Origin of the sequence: Nocardiopsis potens DSM 45234 (assembly GCF_000341105.1) — a bacterium.
GTDB classification, from domain to species: domain Bacteria; phylum Actinomycetota; class Actinomycetes; order Streptosporangiales; family Streptosporangiaceae; genus Nocardiopsis_A; species Nocardiopsis_A potens.
The window spans coordinates 1-21,786 of record NZ_ANBB01000047.1 but is presented as its reverse complement, the minus strand read 5'-3'; the positions used below and the strand labels follow the sequence as shown (position 1 = coordinate 21,786).

Here is a 21,786-nt window from a genome sequence, read left to right as displayed (position 1 = left end):
GGATCGGCCCCCGGGAGGCCCGGATCGCCTTGTTCGGGCCGGTGGTGAGGGGTTCGAGCCGCCCGCAAGGCCGCAAGGCAGGGGGCCGGAACCCGGGCAGGGGCGGCGCTGGGGCGGGATGTCGCTTTTGCCCTCCCAGGAGGCCCTGCTTTGGCTACTCTGGGTAATCGATAAGGGGGCGGTGGGGGCTTCGAGACTTACTACTCGCTGGTAGATGTAATCGGGGTGCTCTCGCGGTGCGCAGGCCGCCCCTGCCTCCGCTCGACCCCCGCCGCGAACCCGGCATACGGGATATAACCCCCCTCGGCGGGAGCACGCGCCCGGGCCTGGCCGGTGAACGCGGCGCCCCGCCCTCTCCCGCCCTCGCCGCCCGCTTGAACCCCGGCCCCGTGAGGCGCCGCGCCGGACCGACCAGCCGGCACGCCCTCCCCACCTTCGCCGCCAGCTTGGACCTTCGCTCCGCGGAGCGCCGCGCCCGACCGACCAGCCGGTCCCCCTCCCGCCGTCGCTGCCTGCTTGAACCCTCGCCCCGTGGGGCCCGGCACCCGGGCGACCACCCCGCCCCGCCCCTGCCGCTGCCGTCGCCGCCGGTCTGAACCTGCACTTCGCGGGGCGCCGCGCCGGACCGACCGGCCGGTCCCCCTCCCCGCCTTCGCCGCCAGCTTGAACCTGCACCCCGTGGGGCGCCGCAGCCGGGTGGGGTACCTCTTGTCGTTCGTCCCTCTCCGGGTTCCTCGCTGCAACGGCCGCTTGACGGCAAGGGGCTCTGGCACCTCCGCATCGCCAAGATCATCGGGGCGGGGGCGGGGGCCGGTGGCGGCCGTCCGAGCGGGCTTCAGGCGTCGGTGCGCTGGAGGATCGCTCCGGTGGCCATGGCACCGCCGGCGCACATGGTGATCAGGGCGGTCTCTCCGCCGCCGCGCTCCAGTCCGTGCAGGGCGGTGGCGACCAGCCGGGCGCCGCTCGCGCCGACCGGGTGGCCCAGGGCGATGGCGCCGCCGTCGGCGTTGACCCGGTCCAGGTCGGGGCGGAGCACCGAGGCCCAGGAGAGCACCACCGCGGCGAAGGCCTCGTTCACCTCCATCAGGTCGAGGTCGCCCAGCGCCATCCCGGCGGACTTCAGCACCTTCCGGGTCGCCTCGATCGGGCCGTCCAGGTGGTAGTGCGGCTCCGCCCCGACCAGGGCCTGGGCGCGCAGCCGGGCCCGCGGGCGCACGCCCAGCTCGGCGGCGCGGGACCGGCTCATCAGCAGCACGGCGGCGGCGCCGTCGGAGATCTGCGAGCTGGTCCCGGCGGTGTGCAGGCCGCCCTCGACCACCGGCCGCAGCCCGGCCAGCCCTTCCGCGGTGGTCTCGCGCAGCCCTTCGTCGCGGGCCAGCTCCGGCAGGGCGACGACCTCCCGGTCGAACCGGCCCCGCTCCCAGGCGCGCGCGGCGAGCCGCTGCGAGCGGACGCCCCAGGCGTCCAGGTCGGCCCGGCCCAGCCCGCGCCGGGCGGCGATCCGCTCCGCCGCGGTGAACTGGTCCGGGAGGTCGACGTCCCAGTCCGGCGGCCGGGGGTCGTCCGGGTGCACCGAGCGGCCCAGCGGCACCCGGCTCATCACCTCGACGCCGCAGGCCAGCGCGGTGTCCACCGCCCCGGAGGCGATCATCGCGGCGGCCAGGTGCACGGCCTGCTGGCCGGAGCCGCACTGGGCGTCCAGCGTGGTGGCCCCGGTCCGCCAGGGCAGCCCGGCGTACAGCCAGGCGTGCCGGCCGATGTGGTTGCCCTGCTCTCCGCCCTGGGTGACGCAGCCGGCGAAGACCTGCTCCACCTCGGCCGGGTCGACCCCGGAGCGGTCCAGGACGGCGCGCTGCACCCGGCCGAGCAGCTCGACCGGTTTGACCCCGGCCAGCGCGCCGCGGCGCCTGGCGATGGGGGTGCGGACGGCCTCGACGACGACGGGCTCGGACAACGGGTCGGACATGCCGCCTCCTCCGACGGTGGAACCCCCGGGAGAAGCAGACTATAACCGGTTCTAGTTCAGAGCCAGGGGAACGTTGCGTCGTGGTTTCGGCCTGCCAGAACCCGATTCAGGAACCGGCGAACAACCGGTCCGCGGCCACGGCCAGCCGCTGCTGGACCTGCTCCACGTCCCGGTGCCCCTTGAGGATCTCCAGCAGTTCGAAGATCCACACGCTGGCCAGCGACCCGACCAGGATGTACTCGGTCCCCTCCCGGTCCGGCTCGGCGCCCTCCGGTTCCGCGCCGCCGAAGGCCACCCGCCACAGCAGGTCGGTGATGCGCTGCCCCAGCTCGGTCTTGACCTCGGCCATGATCAGCGATCGGACCAGCGCGTCGGCCAGCTCCGGCTCGCGCATCAGCCCCCGGGTGGCGCGCATCAGCACGTCCACGGTGCGCCCGGCGGCCCCCTCGTCGGCCGGCGGCCGGCGGCCGATACTGGCCTCCAGCAGGTCCAGCTCCTCGGTGACCACCGCGACCACGAGGTCCATCTTGGAGGGGAAGTACCGGTAGAGCGTGCCCAGCGCGACACCCGCGCGCTCGGCCACCGTGCGCATCTGCATCGCCTCGACGCCGCCGCGCAGCGCGAGGGCGGCCGCGGTCTGCACGATCCGCTTGCGGCGCTGGTTCTGACTCCGCGATCGCATCCCCATCGGCGCCTGGACCGCCACGGTGCCTCCCCCATCCTGCGTCGTCCGCCCATAAGAACACTTATAAGAACACGTTATCCAAGGATCGCCCACGAGTTCAGCCTTCGACAACTGTGGAGAAGACCTCATCGAGCGATGTTGCAGCGGTATGACCAACCCTTGGGGAATCCTCTTCCCGGATCGGGCGACACCTACTAGAATCTGTTCTACTTAGCCGGCCGGGGCGCGACGGCCGGACACCGGCGAGCACGGCGAACGCAGGGAGCCGCCCATGACGCGCCCGCATACCCTGACCTCCCTACTGGCCGCCCGCGCCCGCGACGACCGCCCCGCCCTGCACTTCGAGGACTCCACCTGGACCTGGCCGGAGTTCGCCGAGCAGTGCCGGCGCCATGCCACCGCCTTGCGGAGGCATCCGCAAGACAGAGCCCTGCGGAGGCATCCGCAGGACAGGGCCGCGCGGAGCCGTCCGCACGGCGCCGCCGCGCGGGACCGCCCGCACGTCGGCGTCCTGCTGGACAACACCCCGGAGATGCTCTTCCTGCTCGGCGGAGCGGCGCTCTCCGGAAGCGTCCTGGTCGCCCTGAACACCACGCGCTCCACCGCCGAACTCACCCGTGACGTCGACGCTACAGATTGTAATGTTCTGCTGGCCGGGGCCGCTACGGAATCCGCGGCAACCGACCTCGCCCGGGCCACCGGGCTGCCGCTGCACGACGCCGCCGACTTCGCCCGCGGCGCCCCGGCCGCGCCGCCGGGCGCCCCCGGCGACCCCGATGATCCCGCGGCGCTGGTCATGCTGGTGTTCACCTCGGGCACCTCGGGCCGCCCGCGCGCGGTCCGGTTCAGCCACCGCAAGATCACCCTGCCCGGCGAGGCCATCGCCGCCGATCTGGGGCTGGGCCCCGAGGACGCGGTGTACTGCCCGATGCCGCTCTTCCACTCCGGAGCGGTGCTGGCCGCGGCGGCCCCGGCGCTGGCCTCCGGCGCGGCGATCGCGCTGCGCCGCCGGTTCTCCGCCTCCGCCCTCCTCGGCGACGTGCGCCGGTACGGCTGCACCTACCTGCACTACGTCGGCAAGGCCCTGTCCTACGCCGCCGCCACCGAGCCGCGCCCGGACGACGCGGACAACCCGCTGCGGGTCGCGTTCGGCAACGAGGCCCCGCCGGAGGCGCGGCGGCGCTTCGCCGAGCGGTTCGGCTGCCGCGTCGTCGACGCCTACGGCTCCAGCGAGAACGCCATCGCCATCCGCCCCTCCCCCGGCGGGCCGCCCGGAGCGCTGGGCCGACTCCCCCCGGACGTGGCGATCCTCGACCCGGACACCGGCGCGCCCTGCCCGCCCGGCGCCGTCGGCGAACTGGTCAACACCGCCGGCACCGGGCTCTTCGAGGGCTACTACGGGGACACCGGGGAGGGGGCCGAACGAGTGCGCGGCGGCCGCTTCCACAGCGGCGACCTGGCATACCAGGACGGCGGCGGGTGGGTGTTCTTCGCCGGCCGGGAGCCCGACCGGCTCCGGGTGGACGGCGAGAACCTGGCCGCCGGGCCGATCGAGGAGCTGCTCCGCGGCCACCCGCGGATCGCCGACGCCGCCGTCTACCCGGTGCCCGACCCGCAGGCCGGCGACCGGGTGATGGCCGCGCTGGTGCTCGCCGAGGGCGCCCGGTTCGACCCCGGGGAGTTCGCCGCGTTCCTGGCCGGCCGCACCGACCTGGGGGCCAAGTGGGCGCCGCACTACCTGCGGATCGTCCCGGAGCTCCCGCTCACCGCCTCGCACAAGGTCCTCAAGCGCCGGCTGGGCGCCGAGGGCACCGACTGCGCCGACCCGGTGTGGGAGCGGCGCGGAGACCGCTACCTGTTGAGGAGCCGCATGGACTTCGGATTCGACGAGGAGCAGGAGGAGCTGCGCGCCCTGGCCCGCCGGGTGCTCGACGGCGAGGGCGAGGGCGGCGGCGCCTGGGCCGCGATGGCCCGCACCGGGCTGCTGGAGGCGGCCGCCCAGGGGGCGGTGCGCACCGCGATCGTGCTCCGCGAGGCGGCCGCCCGCGCCGCGCCGGTGCCCGCCCTGGCCGCGCTCGGCCTGGGTGCGCTGCCGGTCGCCATGGCCGGCACCGACGAGCAGCGCGCCGCGCTCGCCCCGGTGCTCGCCGGGGAGCACCTGCTGACCGCCGGGTTCACCGGCCCCGCCCCGGTGTCCGCGCACCCCGACGGCGGCGGCTTCCGCCTGCACGGAGTGCGCGCCCCGGTCCCGGACGCCGAAGCGGCGCGGACCCTGCTCGTCCCGGCCGCCCTGGACGGCGGCGGCACCGGGGTCTTCCTGGTCCCCGCGGACGCGGCCGGGCTGACCGCCGCCGGCGAGCGGGTCGGCCTGGACGGCGTGCCCGTTCCCGCCTCCGCCCTGCTCGGCGCGGACACCACCGGCGCGGCCGCCCGCACCCTGCGGCACTGCGCGCTGGCCGCGCTGGCCGCCACCGCCTCCGGCGCGCTGGCCGCCGCCCTGGAGCTGACCACCGAGCACGTGCGGACCCGGCGCCAGTTCGGCCGGGCCCTCGCCGAACTGCAGGCGGTCACCATGAAGGTCGGCGACGTCTACGTGGCCGGGCGCGCCCTGGACGCGGCGCTGTGGGCCGGGGCGTGGCGGCTGGAGCGCGGCGCCGACCCCGCGGAGACCGCCTCGGTGCTGGAGTCGGCCGCGCTGCTCGCCACCGAGCAGGCCCTGGACGCCCTCTACACCGCCCAGCACCTGCACGGCGGGCTGGGCGTGGACGCGTCCTACCCGCTGCACCGGCACTTCTCCACCGCGCAGTGGGTCTCCCGGGCCCTCGGCGGACCGGAGGCCCGGCTCGACGCACTGGGCGCCCTGGCCGCCCAGGACCGGCCCGTGCACACCCTGGCCTGAAGGAGCGGCGCGTGTTCATCGACCTCACCGACGCCCAGCGCAAGCTCCGCGACGAGCTGCGCGCCTACTTCGCCACCGTGATGACCGACGCCGAGCGCCGCGACGCCGCCGACCCCGAGGTCTACCGGCGGGTGGTGCGCCGGATGGGCCGCGACGGCATGCTCGGCCTGGGCTGGCCGGCCGAGTACGGCGGCCGCGGCCTGGGAGCCGTGGAGCAGCAGGTCTTCGTCAACGAGGTGACCCGGGCCGAAGTACCGTTCCCGCTGGTCACCCTGCAGACGGTCGGGCCGGCCCTGCAGCGGCACGGCTCCGAGGAGCTCAAGCGGGAGTTCCTGCCCGGCATCCTCGCCGGGGAGGTGCACTTCGCCATCGGCTACTCCGAGCCGGAGGCCGGCACCGACCTGGCGGCGCTGCGCACCTCCGCGGTCCCCGACGGGAGCGGCGGCTTCACCGTCGACGGGCAGAAGATCTACACCTCCGGCGCGCACTTCGCCGACCACGTCTGGCTGGCCGTGCGGACCTCCCCCGACGCCCCCCGGCACAAGGGCATCTCGCTGCTCATCGCGGACACCTCCGACCCGGGCTTCTCCTGGACGCCGATCATCACCGCCGACGGCCGGCACCACACCAACGCCACCTACTACTCCGGCGTCCGGGTGCCCGCCGGCCGGGTGGTCGGCGAGGTCGACGGCGGCTGGCGGATCATCACCGACCAGCTCAACCACGAGCGGCTCACCCTCGGGCCGTCCGGGAACATCGCCCGGCTCTACGACCGGTTCCTGCACTGGGCGCGGAGCACCCCCGGGGCCGACCGGCCCGCGGTGCGCCGCGCGCTCGGCCGGATCCACGCCTACCTGCGCGTCAACGAGCTGCTCAACTGGCAGGTCGCCGCGTCGATCGACACCGGGTGGCTGGGCGCCCCGGACGCCTCCGCCAACAAGGTCTACGGCTCCGAGCGGCTCCAGGAGGTGCCGCGGATCGTCGCCGACACCGTCTCCCGGTTCGGCGACCCCGCCGACGAGGCCACCCGGTCGCTGCTGGAGCAGGCCGACACCGCCGCCAAGGGGGCGCTGGTGATGACCTTCGGCGGCGGCGTCAACGAGGTGCAGCGAGAGCTCATCGCCACGCTCGGCCTCCGGCTGCCCCGGGCCCCGCGGTGACCCGCACCGCCGCCCGCACCGCCCGTGCCCCCGCCGAGGGGGCGGACCCGCAGAAAGGCGCCCGATGACCGAATCCCCGCCCGAGGAGCTCACCGCCCTGGCCGAGGCCGCCCGCGCCCTCGGCGAGGTCGACGGCGGCCGGGCCGCCGACCCGGTGAACGCGCCGGCGGCCCGGCACTGGCTGCACGCCATGGGCGACGCCAACCCGCGCTACCTCGAGGCCGGCGAGGCCCCGCCGGCGATGCTCCAGGTGTGGACCATGCGCGGCCTGGACCCGGAGCCGCCCGGGACCGGGTCGGCCGTGGACGGGCTGCTGGAGTGGTTCGACGCCAACGGCTGCACCGGGGTGGTGGCCACCGACTGCGCCCAGACCTACCACCGCCCGCTCCGCTTCGGCGAGGAGCTCCGCTCCACCACCCGGTTCGGCTCGCTGTCCGGCCCCAAGCGCACCGCGATGGGCACCGGCTACTTCCTCACCTGGCACACCTGCTGGTACTCCGGGGAGGAGCAGGTGGGCGAGATGATGTTCCGGGTGCTCAAGTTCGCCCCGCCGGAGTCGCCGCCGCAGCGCCCGGCCCGACCCGAGCGCCACCCGCTGCGACCCGCGCGCAGCGCCGACACCGACTTCTTCTGGGACGGCACCGCCCGCGGCGAGCTGCGCATCCGCCGGTGCACCGGGTGCGGGGCGCTGCGCCACCCGCCCGGCCCGCTCTGCCCGCACTGCCGGTCCGCCGGGGCCGACCACGTCACCGCGTCCGGGGCGGGCACCGTGTACAGCTACACGGTGCACCACCACCCGCCGGTGCCCGGCCGCACCGCGCCGTTCGCCGTCGCGGTGGTGGAGCTGCCCGAGGGGGTCCGGGTGACCGGCGGCATCGTCGGCGCCGACCCCGCCGAGGTGCACGTGGGCATGCCGGTGCGGCTGGAGTTCGAGCGGGTCGACTCCGACCTGGTGCTGCCGCAGTGGCGGCCGGGGACCGGCGAGCCGCTGCCCGCGCTGCACCTGCCGCTCACCCGCTCCTCGATCACCGCCCAGGCCCTGGCCACCCGGGACTTCCAGAACGTGCACCACGACCCCGGTGCGGCCCGTGCCCAGGGCGCCGCCGACGTCTTCATGAACATCCTGACCACCCAGGGGCTGGTGCAGCGGTACGCCACCGACTGGGCCGGTCCGGCCGCGCGGGTGCGCCGGATCGCGATCCGGCTCGGCGCGCCCAACCACGCCGGGGACTCGATGCTGCTCACCGGCACCGCGGAGCGCTCCGGCACCGCCACCGAGATCTCCGTGCGCGGCACCAACTCGCTGGGCCCGCACGTCACCGGGACCGTCACCGTGGAAGAGGGGGAGGGCTGATGGGGCTGTCGCGCGCGGCGTCGATCGCCGGGATCGGCGCCACCGAGTTCTCCAAGGAGTCCGGCCGCACCGAGCTGCGGCTGGCCGCCGAGGCCGTGCTGGACGCGCTGGACGACGCCGGGGTGGCCCCGTCCGAGGTGGACGGCATGGTGACCTTCTCCCAGGACTCCAGCTCCGAGATCGCCGTGGCCCGGGAGATCGGGGCCGGGCCGCTCCGGTTCTTCAGCCGGATCGACTACGGCGGCGGCGCGGCCTGCGCGACCGTCGCCCTGGCCGCGATGGCGGTGGCCACCGGCCAGGCCGACGTGGTGGTGGCCTACCGGGCGTTCAACGAGCGCAGCGGGCGCCGGTTCGGCCGGGCGATGCCCGAGGCGCACCGCAACCCGTCCTCCCAGGGCCTGGAGATGAGCTGGCACGTGCCGTTCGGCCTGGTCACCCCGGCCGCGTGGGTGGCGATGAGCGCCCGCCGGTACATGGCGGCCTCCGGCGCGACCAGCGAGGACTTCGGCCGGGTGGCGGTCGCGGCGCGCCGGCACGCGGCGACCAACCCGGCGGCCTGGTTCCACGGCCGGCCGATCACCCTGGAGGAGCACCAGGCCTCGCGGTGGATCGCGGAGCCGCTGCGGCTGCTCGACTGCTGCCAGGAGAGCGACGGCGGGGTGGCGCTGGTGGTGGTCTCCGCCGAGCGGGCCCGGTCGCTGCGCCGCCCGCCCGCGGTGGTCTCCGCCGCCGCCCAGGGGTCGGCGCCCGGCCAGCAGACGATGACCTCGTTCTACTCCGACGACATGGCCGGGCTGCCCGCGATGGGCGTGGTCGCCGAGGCGCTGTGGCGCCAGTCCGGGCTGGGGCCCGGCGACGTGCAGACCGCCGTGCTCTACGACCACTTCACCCCGTTCGTCCTGGTCCAGCTGGAGGAGCTGGGGTTCTGCGGCCGCGGCGAGGCCCGGCACTTCGCCGCCGACGGCGGGCTGGAGATCGGCGGGCGGCTGCCGGTCAACACGCACGGCGGCCAGCTCGGCGAGGCCTACATCCACGGCATGAACGGCATCGCCGAGGCGGTCCGGCAGATCCGCGGCACCGCCGCCAACCAGCTGCCGTCCGTGCACAACGTGCTGGTCACCGCAGGAACGGGGGTGCCCACCAGCGGCCTGGTGCTGAGCCGGGATTGACTTCCTCCCTCTCCTGAAGGAGGGGGAGTCCGACCGCCTCTGACAGGACGGTTCCGCTTACGCGGACTGCCTCACGGCAGCGGTTTCCTGATTCGTCGCCGACCGCGGAAGGGAGGACCCTTGCCGACTGACACCGGCTCCACAGGCATCACCCGCGTGTTCACGGGCTGCGACTCGACCAGCCGCAAGGATGTTCTTCGCCGCGTTCAGGTCCCGGTCGTGGCGGGTGCGGCAGGCAGGGCACGTCCATGCCCGGGTGTTCAGCGAGAGTTTCTTGAGCAGGTGCCCGCACCGCGAGCACGTCTTGGAAGAGGGGAACCACCGGTCGATCACAACCAGGGTGCGGCCCGCGCGGGCGGCCTTGTATTCCAACCGTCGGCGGAACTCCCCCAGGGCGGCATCGCGCACCGAACGGTTCAGCCCGGCCTTGGCGCGGACGTTCCGGCCTGGTTCTTTGACGGTTCCGCGCGCGGAGACGGTCATACCGTGCACGTTGAGGTCCTCGATGACGATCACGTCATGTTCGCGGACGATCCGCGTCGAGGTCTTGTGCAGGAAGTCGTTGCGGGCATGGCGGATCTTCCTGTGCGCCGCGGCGACCTTGCGCTTCGCCTTGCGGCGGTTGTTCGAGCCGCGCTGCTTTCGGGCCGTCATTCGCTGGTAGCGGGCAAGCCGCTCGGCCTTGCGGTCCAGGTGTCCGGGGTTGGCGATCTTCTCCCCGGTGGACAGGGTCGCGAATTCTTTCACTCCGAGGTCGATGCCGACCTCGCCGCCGGTGTCGGGGGCGGGTTCGGGGTCCTCGGTCTCGACGGCGAACGTCACATAGAACCGGCCGTCCGGTTCCCGCGACACCACGACCATGGTCGGGTTCAGGGACGCGATGTCGACATCGTCGAACGACCACGCCACACGCAGCGGCCTCTTCTGCTTGGCCAGGAACAGACACCCGTCCTTGAGGCGGAACGCCGACCTGGTGTAGTGCGCCGACTGGCGGCCGTCACGGTTCTTGAACCTGGGATGGTGGGCGCGTCCGGCGAAGAAGTTGGCGAACGCGGTGTGCTGGTGGCGCAGGGCCTGCTGCAGCGGCACCGAGGATACCTCGGACAGAAACGCCAGGTCGGTGGTCTTCTTCCACCCCGTCAGCGCCCGGTCGGTCTGCTTATACGACGTCTTGGTGCCGTGCTGGTGGTAGGCGCGGTGGCGCTCCGCGAGGGTCTTGTTCCACACCAGGCGCACGCACCCGAACGTGCGGCCCAGCTGGGCCGCCTGCTCGGAGTCCGGGTAGGCCCGGACCTTGTACGCCGTCCGCATACGGAAAGCATGGCTCAAGAGGGAGTCGTGAGTAAGCAGAACGCGAAAAGTACAGGCCTACCGCTTGGGTCCCTCCCGGCCTTGAAACACCGGGCCTCCCTCCAGAGGACCCGGTGATCGGGGCAGTGCTCCACCGTAGAGTAGAACGGAATTCGGTTCTATGACGGCACGAGCACGAAAGGCCGCGCGCATGCGGGACACCCCACCCGTGGAGGACCTGGGCAACGGCATCTGGAGCATCCCGGTGCCCATCCCGGGCAACCCCCTCGGCTACACCCTCGTCTACGCCCTGGAGACCCCGCGCGGCCCGGTGCTCGTCGACGCCGGCTGGCAGCACGAGGACTCCTGGCGGGCGCTCACCGCCGGGCTCCGCTCCATCGGCGCCGACCCGTCCGGGGTGCACGGCGTCGTCGTCACCCACTTCCACCCCGACCACGCCGGCCTGGCCGGGCGGGTCCGCGAGGCCTCCGGCTGCTGGATCGCCATGCACCACGCCGACATCGACGTGCTCCGCCGGATCGAGGCGCTCGGCGGCCTGCTCCAGGACGAGACCGAGACCGCCCAGCTGCGGCTGGCCGGCGCCCCCGAGGAGGAGGTCGCCGCCTACGCCCTGCTCGACACCCGGATGGACCCGCCCGCCCTGCCCGACACCGCGCTGGCCCACGGCGAACTGGTCGACGCCCCCGGCCGCAAGCTCCGCGCGGTGTGGACCCCCGGCCACTCCCCCGGCCACATCTGCCTGCACCTGGAGGACGGCGACCACCTGTTCACCGGCGACCACGTGCTGCCCCGGATCACCCCGCACATCGGCCTCTACCCCTTCACCGAGCCCGGCGGCGGCCCCGACGACCGCGACCCGCTCGGCTCCTTCCTCGACTCCCTCGCCCTCATCCCCGACATCGGCGCCGCGCACGCGCTGCCCGCGCACGAGCGCCGCTTCGACGACCTCCCCGGGCGCACCCGCGAGATCATCGCCCACCACGAGGAGCGGCTGGACGTCCTCGCCGGGGCGCTCGGCCCCGCCCCGCTCACCCTGTGGGAGCTCACCGCCTCCCTGCCGTGGAGCCGCGGCTGGGACGCCATGTCCGTCCGGGCCCGCCGGATGGCCGCCTCCGAGACCGCCGCCCACCTGCGCACCCTGGAGCGGCGCGGCCGCGCCGCGCCCTCCCGGGGCCCCGGCGGCGTCCTGCTCTGGCAGCGCCCGTGAACGCGCCCCGCCGAGAAACGCACCCCGCCGAGAAAGGACCCCCATGACCGCCTCCACCCGCCTGGACGGCCGGACCGCCGCCGTCACCGGGGCCGCCCGGGGCCTCGGCCGCGCGCACGCCCTCGCCCTGGCCGCGCACGGCGCCCGCCTGGTGCTCAACGACGCCGGCGAGGAGGTGCACGAGGTCGCCGCCGAGATCCGCGCCGCCGGCGGGCAGGCCGCCGCCCTGGTCGGCGACGCCGCCGACACCGCCGCCGCCGAACGGCTGGTGGCCACCGCCGCCGAACTCCACGGCGGGCTGGACATCCTGGTCAACAACGCCGGCGTCACCCGGGACCGGATGCTGTTCAACATGGCCGAGGAGGACTGGGACACCGTGCTGCGGGTCCACCTCAGAGGGCACTTCGCCACCTCCCGGGCGGCCGCCGCGCACTGGCGGGCCCGCGCCAAGGAGGCCGGCGGTCCGGTCTACGGCCGGATCGTCAACACCGCCTCCGAGGCGTTCCTCCTCGGCTCCCCCGGCCAGCCCAACTACGCCGCCGCCAAGGGCGGCATCGCCGCGCTCACCGCCTCCACCGCCCAGAGCCTGCGCCGGTACGGCGTCACCGCCAACGCGATCTGCCCCCGCGCCCGCACCGGCATGACCGCCGGCGTGTTCGGGCCGCCCCCCGCCGACGGCCCCGACCCGCTCGCCCCCGAGCACGTCTCCCCGCTGGTCTGCTACCTCGCCTCGGAAGCGGCCGCCGGCGTCACCGGCCAGGTCTTCGCGGTGCACGGCGGCGTCATCGGGGTGCTGGCCCCGCCCAGCGTCGCCGCCGCCCTGCACGCCCCGGACGGCACCGGGTGGTCCTCCGCCGACCAGGTGGCCCTCGCCCTCGGCGCCGCCTCCCTCCCGCCGCACGGCTTCACCGCCCCCGACGTCGGCGACCTGCGCTGAGCGGCCTAGGATCCACTACCGGAACCCCGCACTAAACTGCCGAGTAACTTCCGGTCGCTCCACCGCTCGCCGATGGGTCAGACATATGCCGAAACCGCCGCCGTCCCCCGCCCCGCCGCCGATGCGCGTCGCGCTGCTCTCCTACCGCAGCAAGCCCCACTGCGGCGGGCAGGGCGTCTACATCCGGCACCTGTCCCGCGAGCTCGCCGCTCTGGGGCACCGTGTCACCGTCTTCTCCGGCCAGCCCTACCCCGAACTCGACCCCGGCGTCATCCTGGAGAAGGTCCCCAGCCTCGACCTGTACAACGACGCCGACCCGTTCAAGGCCCCGCCGATGCGCGAGTGGCGCGACTGGATCGACGTCCTCGAAGTCGGCACCATGTGGACCGCGGGCTTCCCCGAGCCCCTCACCTTCTCCCTGCGCGCCCTGCGCGAGCTGCGCCGCCGCGCCGGCGAGTTCGACGTGGTGCACGACAACCAGACCCTCGGCTACGGCCAGCTCGGCCTGAAGAACGCCGGCCTGCCCCTGGTCACCACCATCCACCACCCGATCACCGTGGACCGCCGGATCGAGCTGTCCGAGGCCGAGGGCTGGCAGCGCCTCTCCAAGCGCCGCTGGTACGGCTTCGTCACCATGCAGGGCCGGGTCGCCCGCCGCCTCGACCCGATCCTGGTGCCCTCGCAGTCCTCCGCCGACGACATCGTCCGCGAGTTCGGCGTGCGCCGCGACCGCACCGCCGTGGTCCCCCTCGGCGTCGACACCCGGCACTTCCACCCCCGCCCCGGCGAACCCCGCACCCCCGGCCGCATCGTCTGCGTGGCCAGCGCGGACAGCCCGCTCAAGGGCGTCGCCACCCTGCTGCGCGCCGCCGCGAAGCTCGCCACCGAGCGCGACGTGTCGCTGACCATCGTCAGCCGCCCCAAGCCCGGCGGCCCCACCGACTCCCTCGTCGACGAGCTCTCGCTGCGCGACCGGGTGGAGTTCGTCAGCGGCATCGACGACGCCGAGCTGGGCCGGCTGGTCGCCGGCGCCGAGGTCGCCGTCGTCCCCTCCTTCTACGAGGGGTTCTCACTGCCCGCGGTGGAGGCCATGGCCTGCGGCACCCCGCTCGTCGCCAGCCGCGCCGGCGCCATCCCCGAGGTGGTCGGCACCGACGGCGAGGCCGGTCGCCTGGTCGCCCCCGGCGACCCCGAGGAGCTCGCCGCCGAGATCGCCGCGCTGCTGGACGACCCCGCCGAGCGGGAGCGGATGGGCGCCGCCGCCTGGAAGCGCGTCCAGGAGCGGTTCACCTGGCGCGCCGTCGCCGAGGCCACCGCACGGCACTACGCAACGACCATAAGGAGCCCGCACTGATCACCGTCGACTTCTCCCTGTTCCCCGTCGGTCCGGGCGACCGGGTGCTGGACCTCGGCTGCGGCGGCGGCCGGCACGCCTTCGAGGTCTACCGGCGCGGCGCCGACATCACCGCGTTCGACCAGAACGAGAACGACCTGGCCGACGTCTCCGCGATGTTCGCCGCGATGCGCGCCGAGGGCGAGGGGCCGGAGGGCGCCACCGCCGAGACCGTCAAGGGCGACGCCCTCGCCATGCCCTTCGACGACGGCCACTTCGACCGGGTCATCGCCTCGGAGATCTTCGAGCACCTGCCGCACGACACCGCCGGCATGGCCGAGCTCTACCGGGTGCTGCGGCCCGGCGGCATCGCCGCGGTCACCGTGCCCAGCTGGCTGCCGGAGCGGGTGTGCTGGGCGCTGTCCGAGGAGTACCACACCGTCGAGGGCGGGCACATCCGCATCTACACCCGCGCCGAACTGGAGGCCAAGCTCAAGGCCACCGGGTTCGAGATCGGCCCGCACCACCACGCGCACGCCCTGCACGCCCCCTACTGGTGGATCAAGTGCGCCGTCGGCACCGACGACGATCGGCACCCGCTGGTCAAGGCCTACCACCGGATGCTGGTCTGGGACATCCTCAAGGCGCCCCGCACCACCCGGATCGCCGAGCGCCTGCTCGACCCGGTCATCGGCAAGAGCGTCGTGGTCTACGTGCGCAAGCCCCTGCCCCCCCGGGACGGCGGGTGAGCCCGGCGCTCCCGGAGGTCCCCGGAGTACTCGGCGCGGACGAGGCGGCCCGCTCCGCCGGCTACCTGCTGTCCGCCCAGGAGGCCGACGGCGGCATCCCCTGGTTCCCCGGCGGCCACCTGGACGTCTGGGACCACGTGGAGTGCGCCATGGCGCTCACCGCCACCGGCCACACCGAGGCGGCCCGCCGCGCCTACTCCTGGCTGGCCACCGCCCAGTACCCGGACGGCTCCTGGCCGGCCAAGCTGCGCCAGTCCCGGGTCGTCCAGCCGCTCCGCGAGGCCAACCACGCCGCCTATCCCGCGGTCGGGCTCCTGCACCACCTGCTGGTCACCGGCGACGAGGCGTTCGCCCGCGAGATCTGGCCGACGGTGCGCGCCGGGATCGGCTTCGTGATGGGGCTGCGCACCGAGCGCGGCGAGTTCCTCTGGGCCCGCGACCCGGACGGCGCCCCCGGCGACCACGCCCTGCTCACCGTCTGCTCCAGCATCCACCACGGCCTGCGCTGCGCCGCCGAGCTCGGTGCGCGCCTCGGCGGCGGGGACCCCGAGTGGACCGCGGCCGCCGACCGGCTGGCCGTGCTGATCAACGAGCGGGAGGACGTGTTCGCCGACCGCGGCCGGTTCTCCATGGACTGGTTCTACCCGATCCTCGGCGGCGCGGTCCGCGGCCAGGCCGCCCGGGAGCGGATCAAGGAGCGCTGGGACGCCTTCGTCGTCCCCGGGCTGGGCATCCGCTGCGTGAGCGACCAGCCGTGGGTCACCGGCGCGGAGACCTCCGAGCTGGTCCTGGCGCTGGCCTCGATGGGCGAGGTGGACCTCGGCGCCGAACTCCTCGGCAGCATCTCCCACCTGCGCGACCCCGACGACGGCGCCTACTGGACCGGCTACCAGTTCGCCGAGCGGGTGCGCTGGCCGGTGGAGCGGAGCACCTGGACCGCTGCCGCGGTCATCCTCGCCGCCGACGCGCTCTCCGGGGCCACCCCCGGCGCGAAGGTCTTCACCGACCCGCCCGGCTGCGGCTGACCCCGGGGCGCCCCGGGCGCCCGCCCCGTCGACCTTGACCATGCGCGGGGGACCGGAGCGCTCCGATCCCCCACGCCGCCGAGATCGACGCCCTGGGCGCCGCTCCGGGCGGCCGGAGAAGGAGAAGACGAGAGCGGCCGCGCCCTCCTCGGGCGCGGCCGCTCTTCACTCGCTCGGGGCCGCCGGTCAGCCCCCGCCCTCTGTGGGCGGCGGTTGCTCGCCGTCCGGGTTCTCCGGGATCCCCGGGCCGCCGGTCCCCGGCTCCTCGGTCCCCGGACCCTCCGGCACCTCGGGAACCTCCGGCTGCTCGGGCACCGGCGGGTTCTCCGTCGCCGGCGGCGGCACCTCCTCCTGCGGCGGCACCTCGCCCAGACCGTCGTCGGGCACCTGGGTCGACGGGTCCTCCGCCGGGACGTCCGGCGCGAAGTTCTCCGTCTCCCCGCCGTAGCTGGGCCCGGGGAAGCTCTCCGGCTCGACGCCCTCCATGGCCTTGGCCATGAAGCTCCGCCAGATCGTCGCCGGGAGCGTACCGCCGGACAGCGACCCGTAGCCCGGCATGCTGAACGGCTGGTTGTTGCCGTTGTACACGCCGACCGCGGTGGACATCTGCGGGGTGTAGCCGGCGAACCAGGCGGCCACGCTGCTGTCGGTGGTACCGGTCTTGCCGGCCACCGGGCGGCCGTCCGGCAGGTTCGCGGAGCGCCCGGTACCGGAGCTGACCACCCGCTCCAGCGCGTAGGTGACGTCGTTGGCGACGCCCTCCTTCATCGCCCGGGTCTCCTTGGGCTTCTCCCGCTCGTTCTCGCCGTCCTGGTTGACGATCTCCCGGATCACGTGCGGCTCGATGTGCACGCCGCCGTTGGCGAAGGTGGCGTAGCCGGCGGCCTGGTCCACCGCGCTCACGTCGGACACGCCCAGCGCCAGCGTGGGCGCGGCCGCCTGCTCCTCGGTGATCTTGTCGTCGGGGATGCCGGCGGCGTGCGCCATGTCCACGACGTTGTCCAGGCCGGTCTCCAGCGCCAGGTTGATGTAGCCGGTGTTGCTGGAGCGCCGGGTCGCCTCGATGAGGTTCATCGGGCCGCCGGAGCGGTCGGCGTTGTTCACCACCGACCCGTTGAAGGTCTGGCCGTTGCTGCCGTCGACGATGGTGTTCAGGCTCTTGCCGCTCTCCAGCGCCGCGGCCAGCACGTACGGCTTGAACGCCGAACCGGACTGCGCGGCCCCGCGGAACGCGCTGTCGTACTGGTTCTCGTTGAAGTCCTTGCCGCCGTAGAACGCCACGACCTCGCCGGTCGCCGGGTCGATCGCGGTCAGCCCGGCCTGGACCCCCTCGGGGAGGTTGTCCACGTCGACGTTCTCCTCGACCGCCGCCTTGGCCGCCTCCATGAGGTCCTTGTCGAACGAGGTGACGATCTTGTAGCCGCCCCGGTTGACGTTGTCCTCGCTGTAGCCCAGGCGGTCCATCTCGCTCATCGCCTGCTGCCACATGTAGCCGGTGAACCCGCCGAGGCCCTCGCCGGGGGTCTCCTTCTCCGGCTTGGGGAACTCCAGCTCGTCGGCCTCCGCCTTCGTGATCAGCTCTTCTTCCACCATGCCGTTGACGACGTAGCGCCAGCGGGTCTCCATCTCCGGAGTGGTGTCGCTGTCCGCCATGCCGAACTTGGTGGGCTGCTGGATCGCCGCGGCCAGGAACGCGGACTCGGCGACGTCCAGCTCACCGACGTCCTTGTGGTAGTAGGCCTGCGCGGCGGCCTGGATGCCGTACGCCTGGCGGCCGAAGTAGATGCTGTTCAGGTACTGCTCCATCACCCACTGCTTGTCCTTGGACTGGTCCACCTTGAGGGCGATGATGATCTCCTGGAGCTTCCGGGAGATCGTCTGGTCCTTGCTGACGCCCTCGTAGTAGTTGCGGACCATCTGCTGGGTGATGGTGGAGCCGCCCTGCACCTGCTGCCCGGTGAAGGTGGAGAGCGCGGCGCGCAGCGTGCCGGTGAGCGAGACGCCCGGCTCCTCCCAGAAGCCGCGGTCCTCGGCGGAGATGACCGCCTCCTGGACCTGCTCCGGGATCTGCTCGTAGTCGACCCGCTCCCGGTCCACCCCTCGCTCGGCGAACTTCGTCTTGCCGTCGGAGTAGTAGAAGACCGAGCCCTGGTCGGTGGCCTCCGCCTTGGCGCTGGTGGGCACCTCGAACACCGCGTAGGCGATGGCGAACCCGGCGACCCCCAGCCCCAGCATGGCCAGGAGCGCGATCAGGGAGGCCCGGACGATCCGGAACCACAGCGGCTTCTTGGGCTTGGCGCCCTTCTTGCCCTTGCCCTTCTTGCCGGGCCCCTTCGGGCCGCCCGGCCCGCCGGCCCCGGCGAGCGCGGTGCCCTCGTTCTCGCCCTTGCCCTTCTTGCCGCCGAAGGCCTTCCCCGGCCGCTTGGCGCGCAGGATGTTGCGCGCCCCGCTCACCGGGCCCTCGGCCGCGGCGGCCGACGCCGGAGCAGGCGACGGAGCCGCCGGCGGGACGGACCCCGCAGCGGATGCGCCCGCGCCTGCGGCCGCGCCCGCTCCCACGGCCCCGGCCGCGGGGGCCGCGAAGCCGGGGCGCGCCCCTTCGGGCTGCTCCCCGCCCTGCCCCGCGCCGTCCCCGGCCGGTGCGGAGGGAAGCGCCGCGGTGGCGTCTTCGGCGTCTTCGGTCCGGGAGGGGGCGTCCGCGCCGTCGGCCTTACCGGCACCGTCCTCGGAACCGGCACCGTCCTCGGAACCGGCGCCGCGCCCGGCGGCACCGTCCCCGTCCTCGTCGTCGGCGAAGACCGGCACGAACGCCGCGGTCGCCGGAGCCTCGGAGGCGGCGTCCCCGTCGGCGGTGCTCCCGTCGGCGGGCCGCTCTCCGGCCTTCTCCTGGCGTGCGGTGCTCTCGGCGCCGTCCTCGCCCTCGTCATCGTCGTCGAAGACCGGAGCGAACGCGGCCGTCGCCGGCCCCTCGTCCTCGGTCTCGGCGGCGTCTTCGGTCCGGGAGGGGGCGTCCGCGCCGTCGGCCTTACCGGCCCCGGCCTCGGAACCGGCACCGCTTCCGGCGGCACCGCCCCCGTCCTCGTCATCGTCGTCGAAGACCGGAGCGAACGCCGCCGTCGCCGGCCCCTCGTCCGCAGAGTCCTCGGCCTTCCCCCCGGCCGGCCGGTCCTCTTCGATGGGGCCCTGGTCCGGGGAGGCGCTCTCCTCCTCGGCGGCACCGGCGCTCCGGGCGGCGCTCTCGCCGCCCTCGTCACCGGAGTCGTCCGCGGAGTCGTCAAGGGCCGGAGCGTCGGCCTCCGGCTTCTCGGCCCCGGCGTCCCCGGGCGCCTCGGCGCCGTCCGCGGAGCCCTGCGCCGCGTCCGCGTCCCCGTCCTCCGCAGCGGCCTCGGAGCCGGATTCGGAGTCCGCCCCCCAGGTGCCGTCCTTCCGGAGGTCGTAGCCCTGCTCCGCGAGGGTCTGCGCGACCCGGTCGCGGAAGAAGCTGCCGCTGTCCTTGAAGGCGCTCAGCGACTCCTGCGCGGCCTCCTGGGAATCGTCGGCGGCCGCAGAGTCCTTTTCCGCGGAATCGGAATCCGAGATTTCGGCCACAGCCTCGGGCCGGTCCCCGTCGCCGTCCGATTCCGCGGTCCGCTCATCGGTCTTCTCGGCGGCGGCCCCGGCCGCGGGGTCCGCTTCCCGTTCCTCGTCCGCCGGGGAGTCGGCGTCCGAAGGGTCCGAGGGTCTGATGTCCTCGGGGGAGGCATCAGCGTCGCTCTCGGAGGCTTCGGAAGCGCCGGTCACCTCCTCGGCACCGGCTGCAGCCTCGTCCTTCTTCTCCGGCTTCTCTGGCAAGTCGGCGTCTCGGCGCGGTTCCTGCTCGTCACCGTCGCCATAGGTGCTGTCACTCAGTTGGAGGCCCCCTGGAATCCTCGATCCCCCACCGTGCGACTGCATCCGTACAAGACGCAGACGCGGGCCGAATCGGTTCAGCAGAAATCTCAGGCGGGGAACGGCGCTGCGGGAGAGATCGCCGAAAACCCCTCACATACGATACCCGCCCCCGCCGACCCCCCATGTCCTGGGGAATGCCCTTCAGCCGATTCTTACAGGACTCTTATTTCGCGACTCGACGTGCACGTATTCCCGTACACCGGGTGACCGGCGCCCACTCCTTCCGCCTTCTCGGCCACCCCGCGTGACCGTCTTGCAGCCGTTCACCTCCCGGCGGACCCCCAAGAGACCGATGGGGATCGATCGTCACGAAAAGGTCTCGATTTCAACCGCCCTCGGCCGTGAATACCGGACGCCCGGAAGTTCACCGCCCCGGCCATGCGCCCCGCGACCTCGGCTTCCCCACCTCAGGCCGCACACGACCGCCGCCCACGAGGGAGCCGGCCCCGGAGGGGCCCGCCCCGATGGCCGGCCATCGGCACCGTGAGGCGCCCCGCGCCCCGCAGAGAGCCGCCCGGGGGCGGAGAGCCCCCTCCGAGGGACCGCCTCTCGGCGGCGGACGGCCCCGCGCACCGGACGCACCCTCCCGACCCGTAAACCTCCGATAAAAGAGCAGGTCGCAGCGGCGCTAACACAAAGGCTCCACCCCGACCGGGAATCCGCAGGGCCTTTACTCCCCCGCTGCCTTCGACATCTTCGACGCACACGGCGGTTTTCTTGGAATCCTCAAAGATCGCGCGGCGGCCGACTTCACGCCGGGCGGGCATAGCCCTTCTGCACCAGCCACTGCAGCCACTGCGTCGCCTCGTCGTTCCGCCCGGTCTGGGTGAGCAGCTCCATCAGGGTGGTGATCGCTTCGATGTCCTCGCTCTCAGCGGCCCGGCGCAGCCACCCCTCCGCCTCCTGGACGCGGCCGGTCTCCTTCAGCAGGCGGCCGAGGTTCCGGAAGGCCGGGGGCAGGCCCGCGTCCGCCGCCCGGCGCAGCCACGGCTCGGCCTCCGGGTAGCGCTGCCGGTCCAGCAGGTCGCGAGCGGCCGCGTTCATCGCGGACGGGTGCCCGGCCTCCGCGGCCTGCCAGAGGTAGGGGGCTCCCTCCTGGTAGCGCCCCAGTCCGTTCAGCACCACGCAGAGGTTGAACATCGCCGGCACATGCCCCGCGTCGGCGGCCTGGCGGAGCCACTGCACAGCGGCCTCAGGGTGCTGCTCCGCGAGGTCGTTCCCCAGGTTGTACTGAGCATCGCGGTGCCCGTTCCCGGCGGCTCTGATGTACCAGTCGCGCCCTTCGGGCACTCGCCCGGTGTCGTTGAGCAGACGGCCCAGGTTGTACATGGCCTGCGGCTCACCGGCCGTCGCGGAGGAGCGCAGCCACCACTCCGCCTCCTGCATCCGGCCGGCCTTGGCGAGGAAGACCCCGAAGTGCGTCATGGAGAGCGGACGCCCGGTACCGGCCGAGGCCTGGTGCCACTGCTCGGCCTCCTGCATCCGCCCCGCCTGGGCGTGCCAGAGCGCGAGATCGGTCATGGCCACGGGGTCCCCCGAACTCGCGGCCGCCTGACAGGCCTGTTCCTCCTGCCACGATCTGAACATGCTCCCCCGTCCCCTCTTCGTTTCCTCTCCTTCTCTGCCCGCGGGCTCGGCGACCGCGCTCCTTTGGAAACACCGTCCCCTGAAAGCACGCTTGCCGGCGCCGCGTCAGACCCCCTTCGATTGAACCGCACTGTCGGCGGATTACGGGCGGAATCACGTTTTTCACATGTTCACAAGCCAGCGCGCAAGGAAAGGCGGGACCCTCCGAAGAGAACCCCGCCCAACCCAGAAAAAGAAATGCGGCGGCGACCTACTCTCCCACCCCCACCATGGAGGCAGTACCATCGGCGCAGGGAGACTTAACGACCGGGTTCGAAAAGAGACCGGGTGTGACCCTCCCGCCATGACCACCGCAAACCAAACGATCCGCGGACCCCCACCACCAGCCGGACAAACCAGCCCCGGCAGGGGAAAAACAGTGTGCGCGAACACCCAGCATCTGCGGCGGACAAGCCCTCGGCCTATTAGTACCGG

Annotated in this window: 14 protein-coding genes and 1 rRNA gene; 9 read left to right on the top strand and 6 right to left on the bottom strand. The window is 73.8% G+C overall.

Going from position 1 to position 21,786, the window contains the following annotated elements:
* Positions 1-835: 835 nt before the first annotated feature.
* Together D459_RS0119450 and D459_RS0119445 are read right to left on the bottom strand one after the other, a co-directional pair.
* Complete coding sequence (locus tag D459_RS0119450; protein WP_026120554.1) at positions 836-1,954, bottom strand: steroid 3-ketoacyl-CoA thiolase; 1,119 nt, start codon at positions 1,952-1,954, stop codon at positions 836-838.
* Positions 1,955-2,072: 118 nt separating this feature from the next.
* The gene (locus tag D459_RS0119445; protein WP_241485079.1) at positions 2,073-2,648 is read right to left on the bottom strand and encodes a TetR family transcriptional regulator; all 576 of its coding nucleotides are present in this window, start codon (positions 2,646-2,648) and stop codon (positions 2,073-2,075) included.
* A 274-nt stretch (positions 2,649-2,922) separates the two neighbouring features.
* Here D459_RS0119445 and D459_RS37490 point away from each other — a divergent pair, with 274 nt between their 5' ends.
* From D459_RS37490 to D459_RS0119425, 4 genes are all read left to right on the top strand, one after another.
* Positions 2,923-5,550 carry an AMP-binding protein gene (locus tag D459_RS37490; protein ID WP_017594674.1) on the top strand — a complete coding sequence of 876 codons (2,628 nt, stop codon included), beginning with the start codon at positions 2,923-2,925 and terminating at the stop codon, positions 5,548-5,550.
* An 11-nt stretch (positions 5,551-5,561) separates the two neighbouring features.
* The gene (locus D459_RS0119435; protein ID WP_017594673.1) at positions 5,562-6,710 is read left to right on the top strand and encodes an acyl-CoA dehydrogenase family protein; all 1,149 of its coding nucleotides are present in this window, start codon (positions 5,562-5,564) and stop codon (positions 6,708-6,710) included.
* Positions 6,711-6,774: 64 nt separating this feature from the next.
* Positions 6,775-8,064 (top strand): OB-fold domain-containing protein, encoded by a 1,290-nt coding sequence (locus D459_RS0119430; RefSeq protein WP_017594672.1) that lies wholly within the window; start codon positions 6,775-6,777, stop codon positions 8,062-8,064.
* Positions 8,064-9,233: a lipid-transfer protein gene (locus D459_RS0119425; protein ID WP_017594671.1), complete on the top strand. Its 1,170-nt coding sequence runs from the start codon at positions 8,064-8,066 to the stop codon at positions 9,231-9,233. Before D459_RS0119430 ends, D459_RS0119425 begins: the two co-directional genes overlap by 1 nt.
* Positions 9,234-9,290: 57 nt before the next feature.
* Here the strand turns inward: D459_RS0119425 and D459_RS0119420 are convergent, their stop codons facing one another.
* A complete protein-coding gene (locus D459_RS0119420) occupies positions 9,291-10,544 on the bottom strand; it encodes an RNA-guided endonuclease InsQ/TnpB family protein (protein WP_017594670.1) in 1,254 nt (417 codons plus the stop codon).
* Between the two features lie 190 nt (positions 10,545-10,734).
* Here D459_RS0119420 and D459_RS0119415 point away from each other — a divergent pair, with 190 nt between their 5' ends.
* From D459_RS0119415 to D459_RS0119395, 5 genes are all read left to right on the top strand, one after another.
* The gene (locus D459_RS0119415) at positions 10,735-11,751 is read left to right on the top strand and encodes an MBL fold metallo-hydrolase (RefSeq protein ID WP_017594669.1); all 1,017 of its coding nucleotides are present in this window, start codon (positions 10,735-10,737) and stop codon (positions 11,749-11,751) included.
* A 43-nt stretch (positions 11,752-11,794) separates the two neighbouring features.
* A complete protein-coding gene (locus D459_RS0119410) occupies positions 11,795-12,688 on the top strand; it encodes an SDR family NAD(P)-dependent oxidoreductase (RefSeq protein WP_017594668.1) in 894 nt (297 codons plus the stop codon).
* Positions 12,689-12,773: 85 nt separating this feature from the next.
* Positions 12,774-14,042 (top strand): glycosyltransferase family 4 protein, encoded by a 1,269-nt coding sequence (locus D459_RS0119405; protein WP_026120553.1) that lies wholly within the window; start codon positions 12,774-12,776, stop codon positions 14,040-14,042.
* A gap of 44 nt (positions 14,043-14,086) precedes the next feature.
* Positions 14,087-14,770 carry a class I SAM-dependent methyltransferase gene (locus tag D459_RS0119400; protein WP_017594666.1) on the top strand — a complete coding sequence of 228 codons (684 nt, stop codon included), beginning with the start codon at positions 14,087-14,089 and terminating at the stop codon, positions 14,768-14,770.
* Positions 14,767-15,795: a hypothetical protein gene (locus D459_RS0119395; protein ID WP_017594665.1), complete on the top strand. Its 1,029-nt coding sequence runs from the start codon at positions 14,767-14,769 to the stop codon at positions 15,793-15,795. Before D459_RS0119400 ends, D459_RS0119395 begins: the two co-directional genes overlap by 4 nt.
* A gap of 186 nt (positions 15,796-15,981) precedes the next feature.
* Here the strand turns inward: D459_RS0119395 and D459_RS36185 are convergent, their stop codons facing one another.
* The 3 genes from D459_RS36185 to rrf form a co-directional block, all read right to left on the bottom strand.
* Positions 15,982-19,383, bottom strand: a complete 3,402-nt coding sequence (locus D459_RS36185) for a transglycosylase domain-containing protein (protein ID WP_241485078.1) — start codon at positions 19,381-19,383, stop codon at positions 15,982-15,984.
* A 1,092-nt stretch (positions 19,384-20,475) separates the two neighbouring features.
* Positions 20,476-21,246: a tetratricopeptide repeat protein gene (locus tag D459_RS0119385; protein WP_020380257.1), complete on the bottom strand. Its 771-nt coding sequence runs from the start codon at positions 21,244-21,246 to the stop codon at positions 20,476-20,478.
* Positions 21,247-21,549: 303 nt separating this feature from the next.
* Positions 21,550-21,667 (bottom strand): 5S ribosomal RNA (gene rrf / locus D459_RS0119380).
* Positions 21,668-21,786 lie beyond the last annotated feature (119 nt).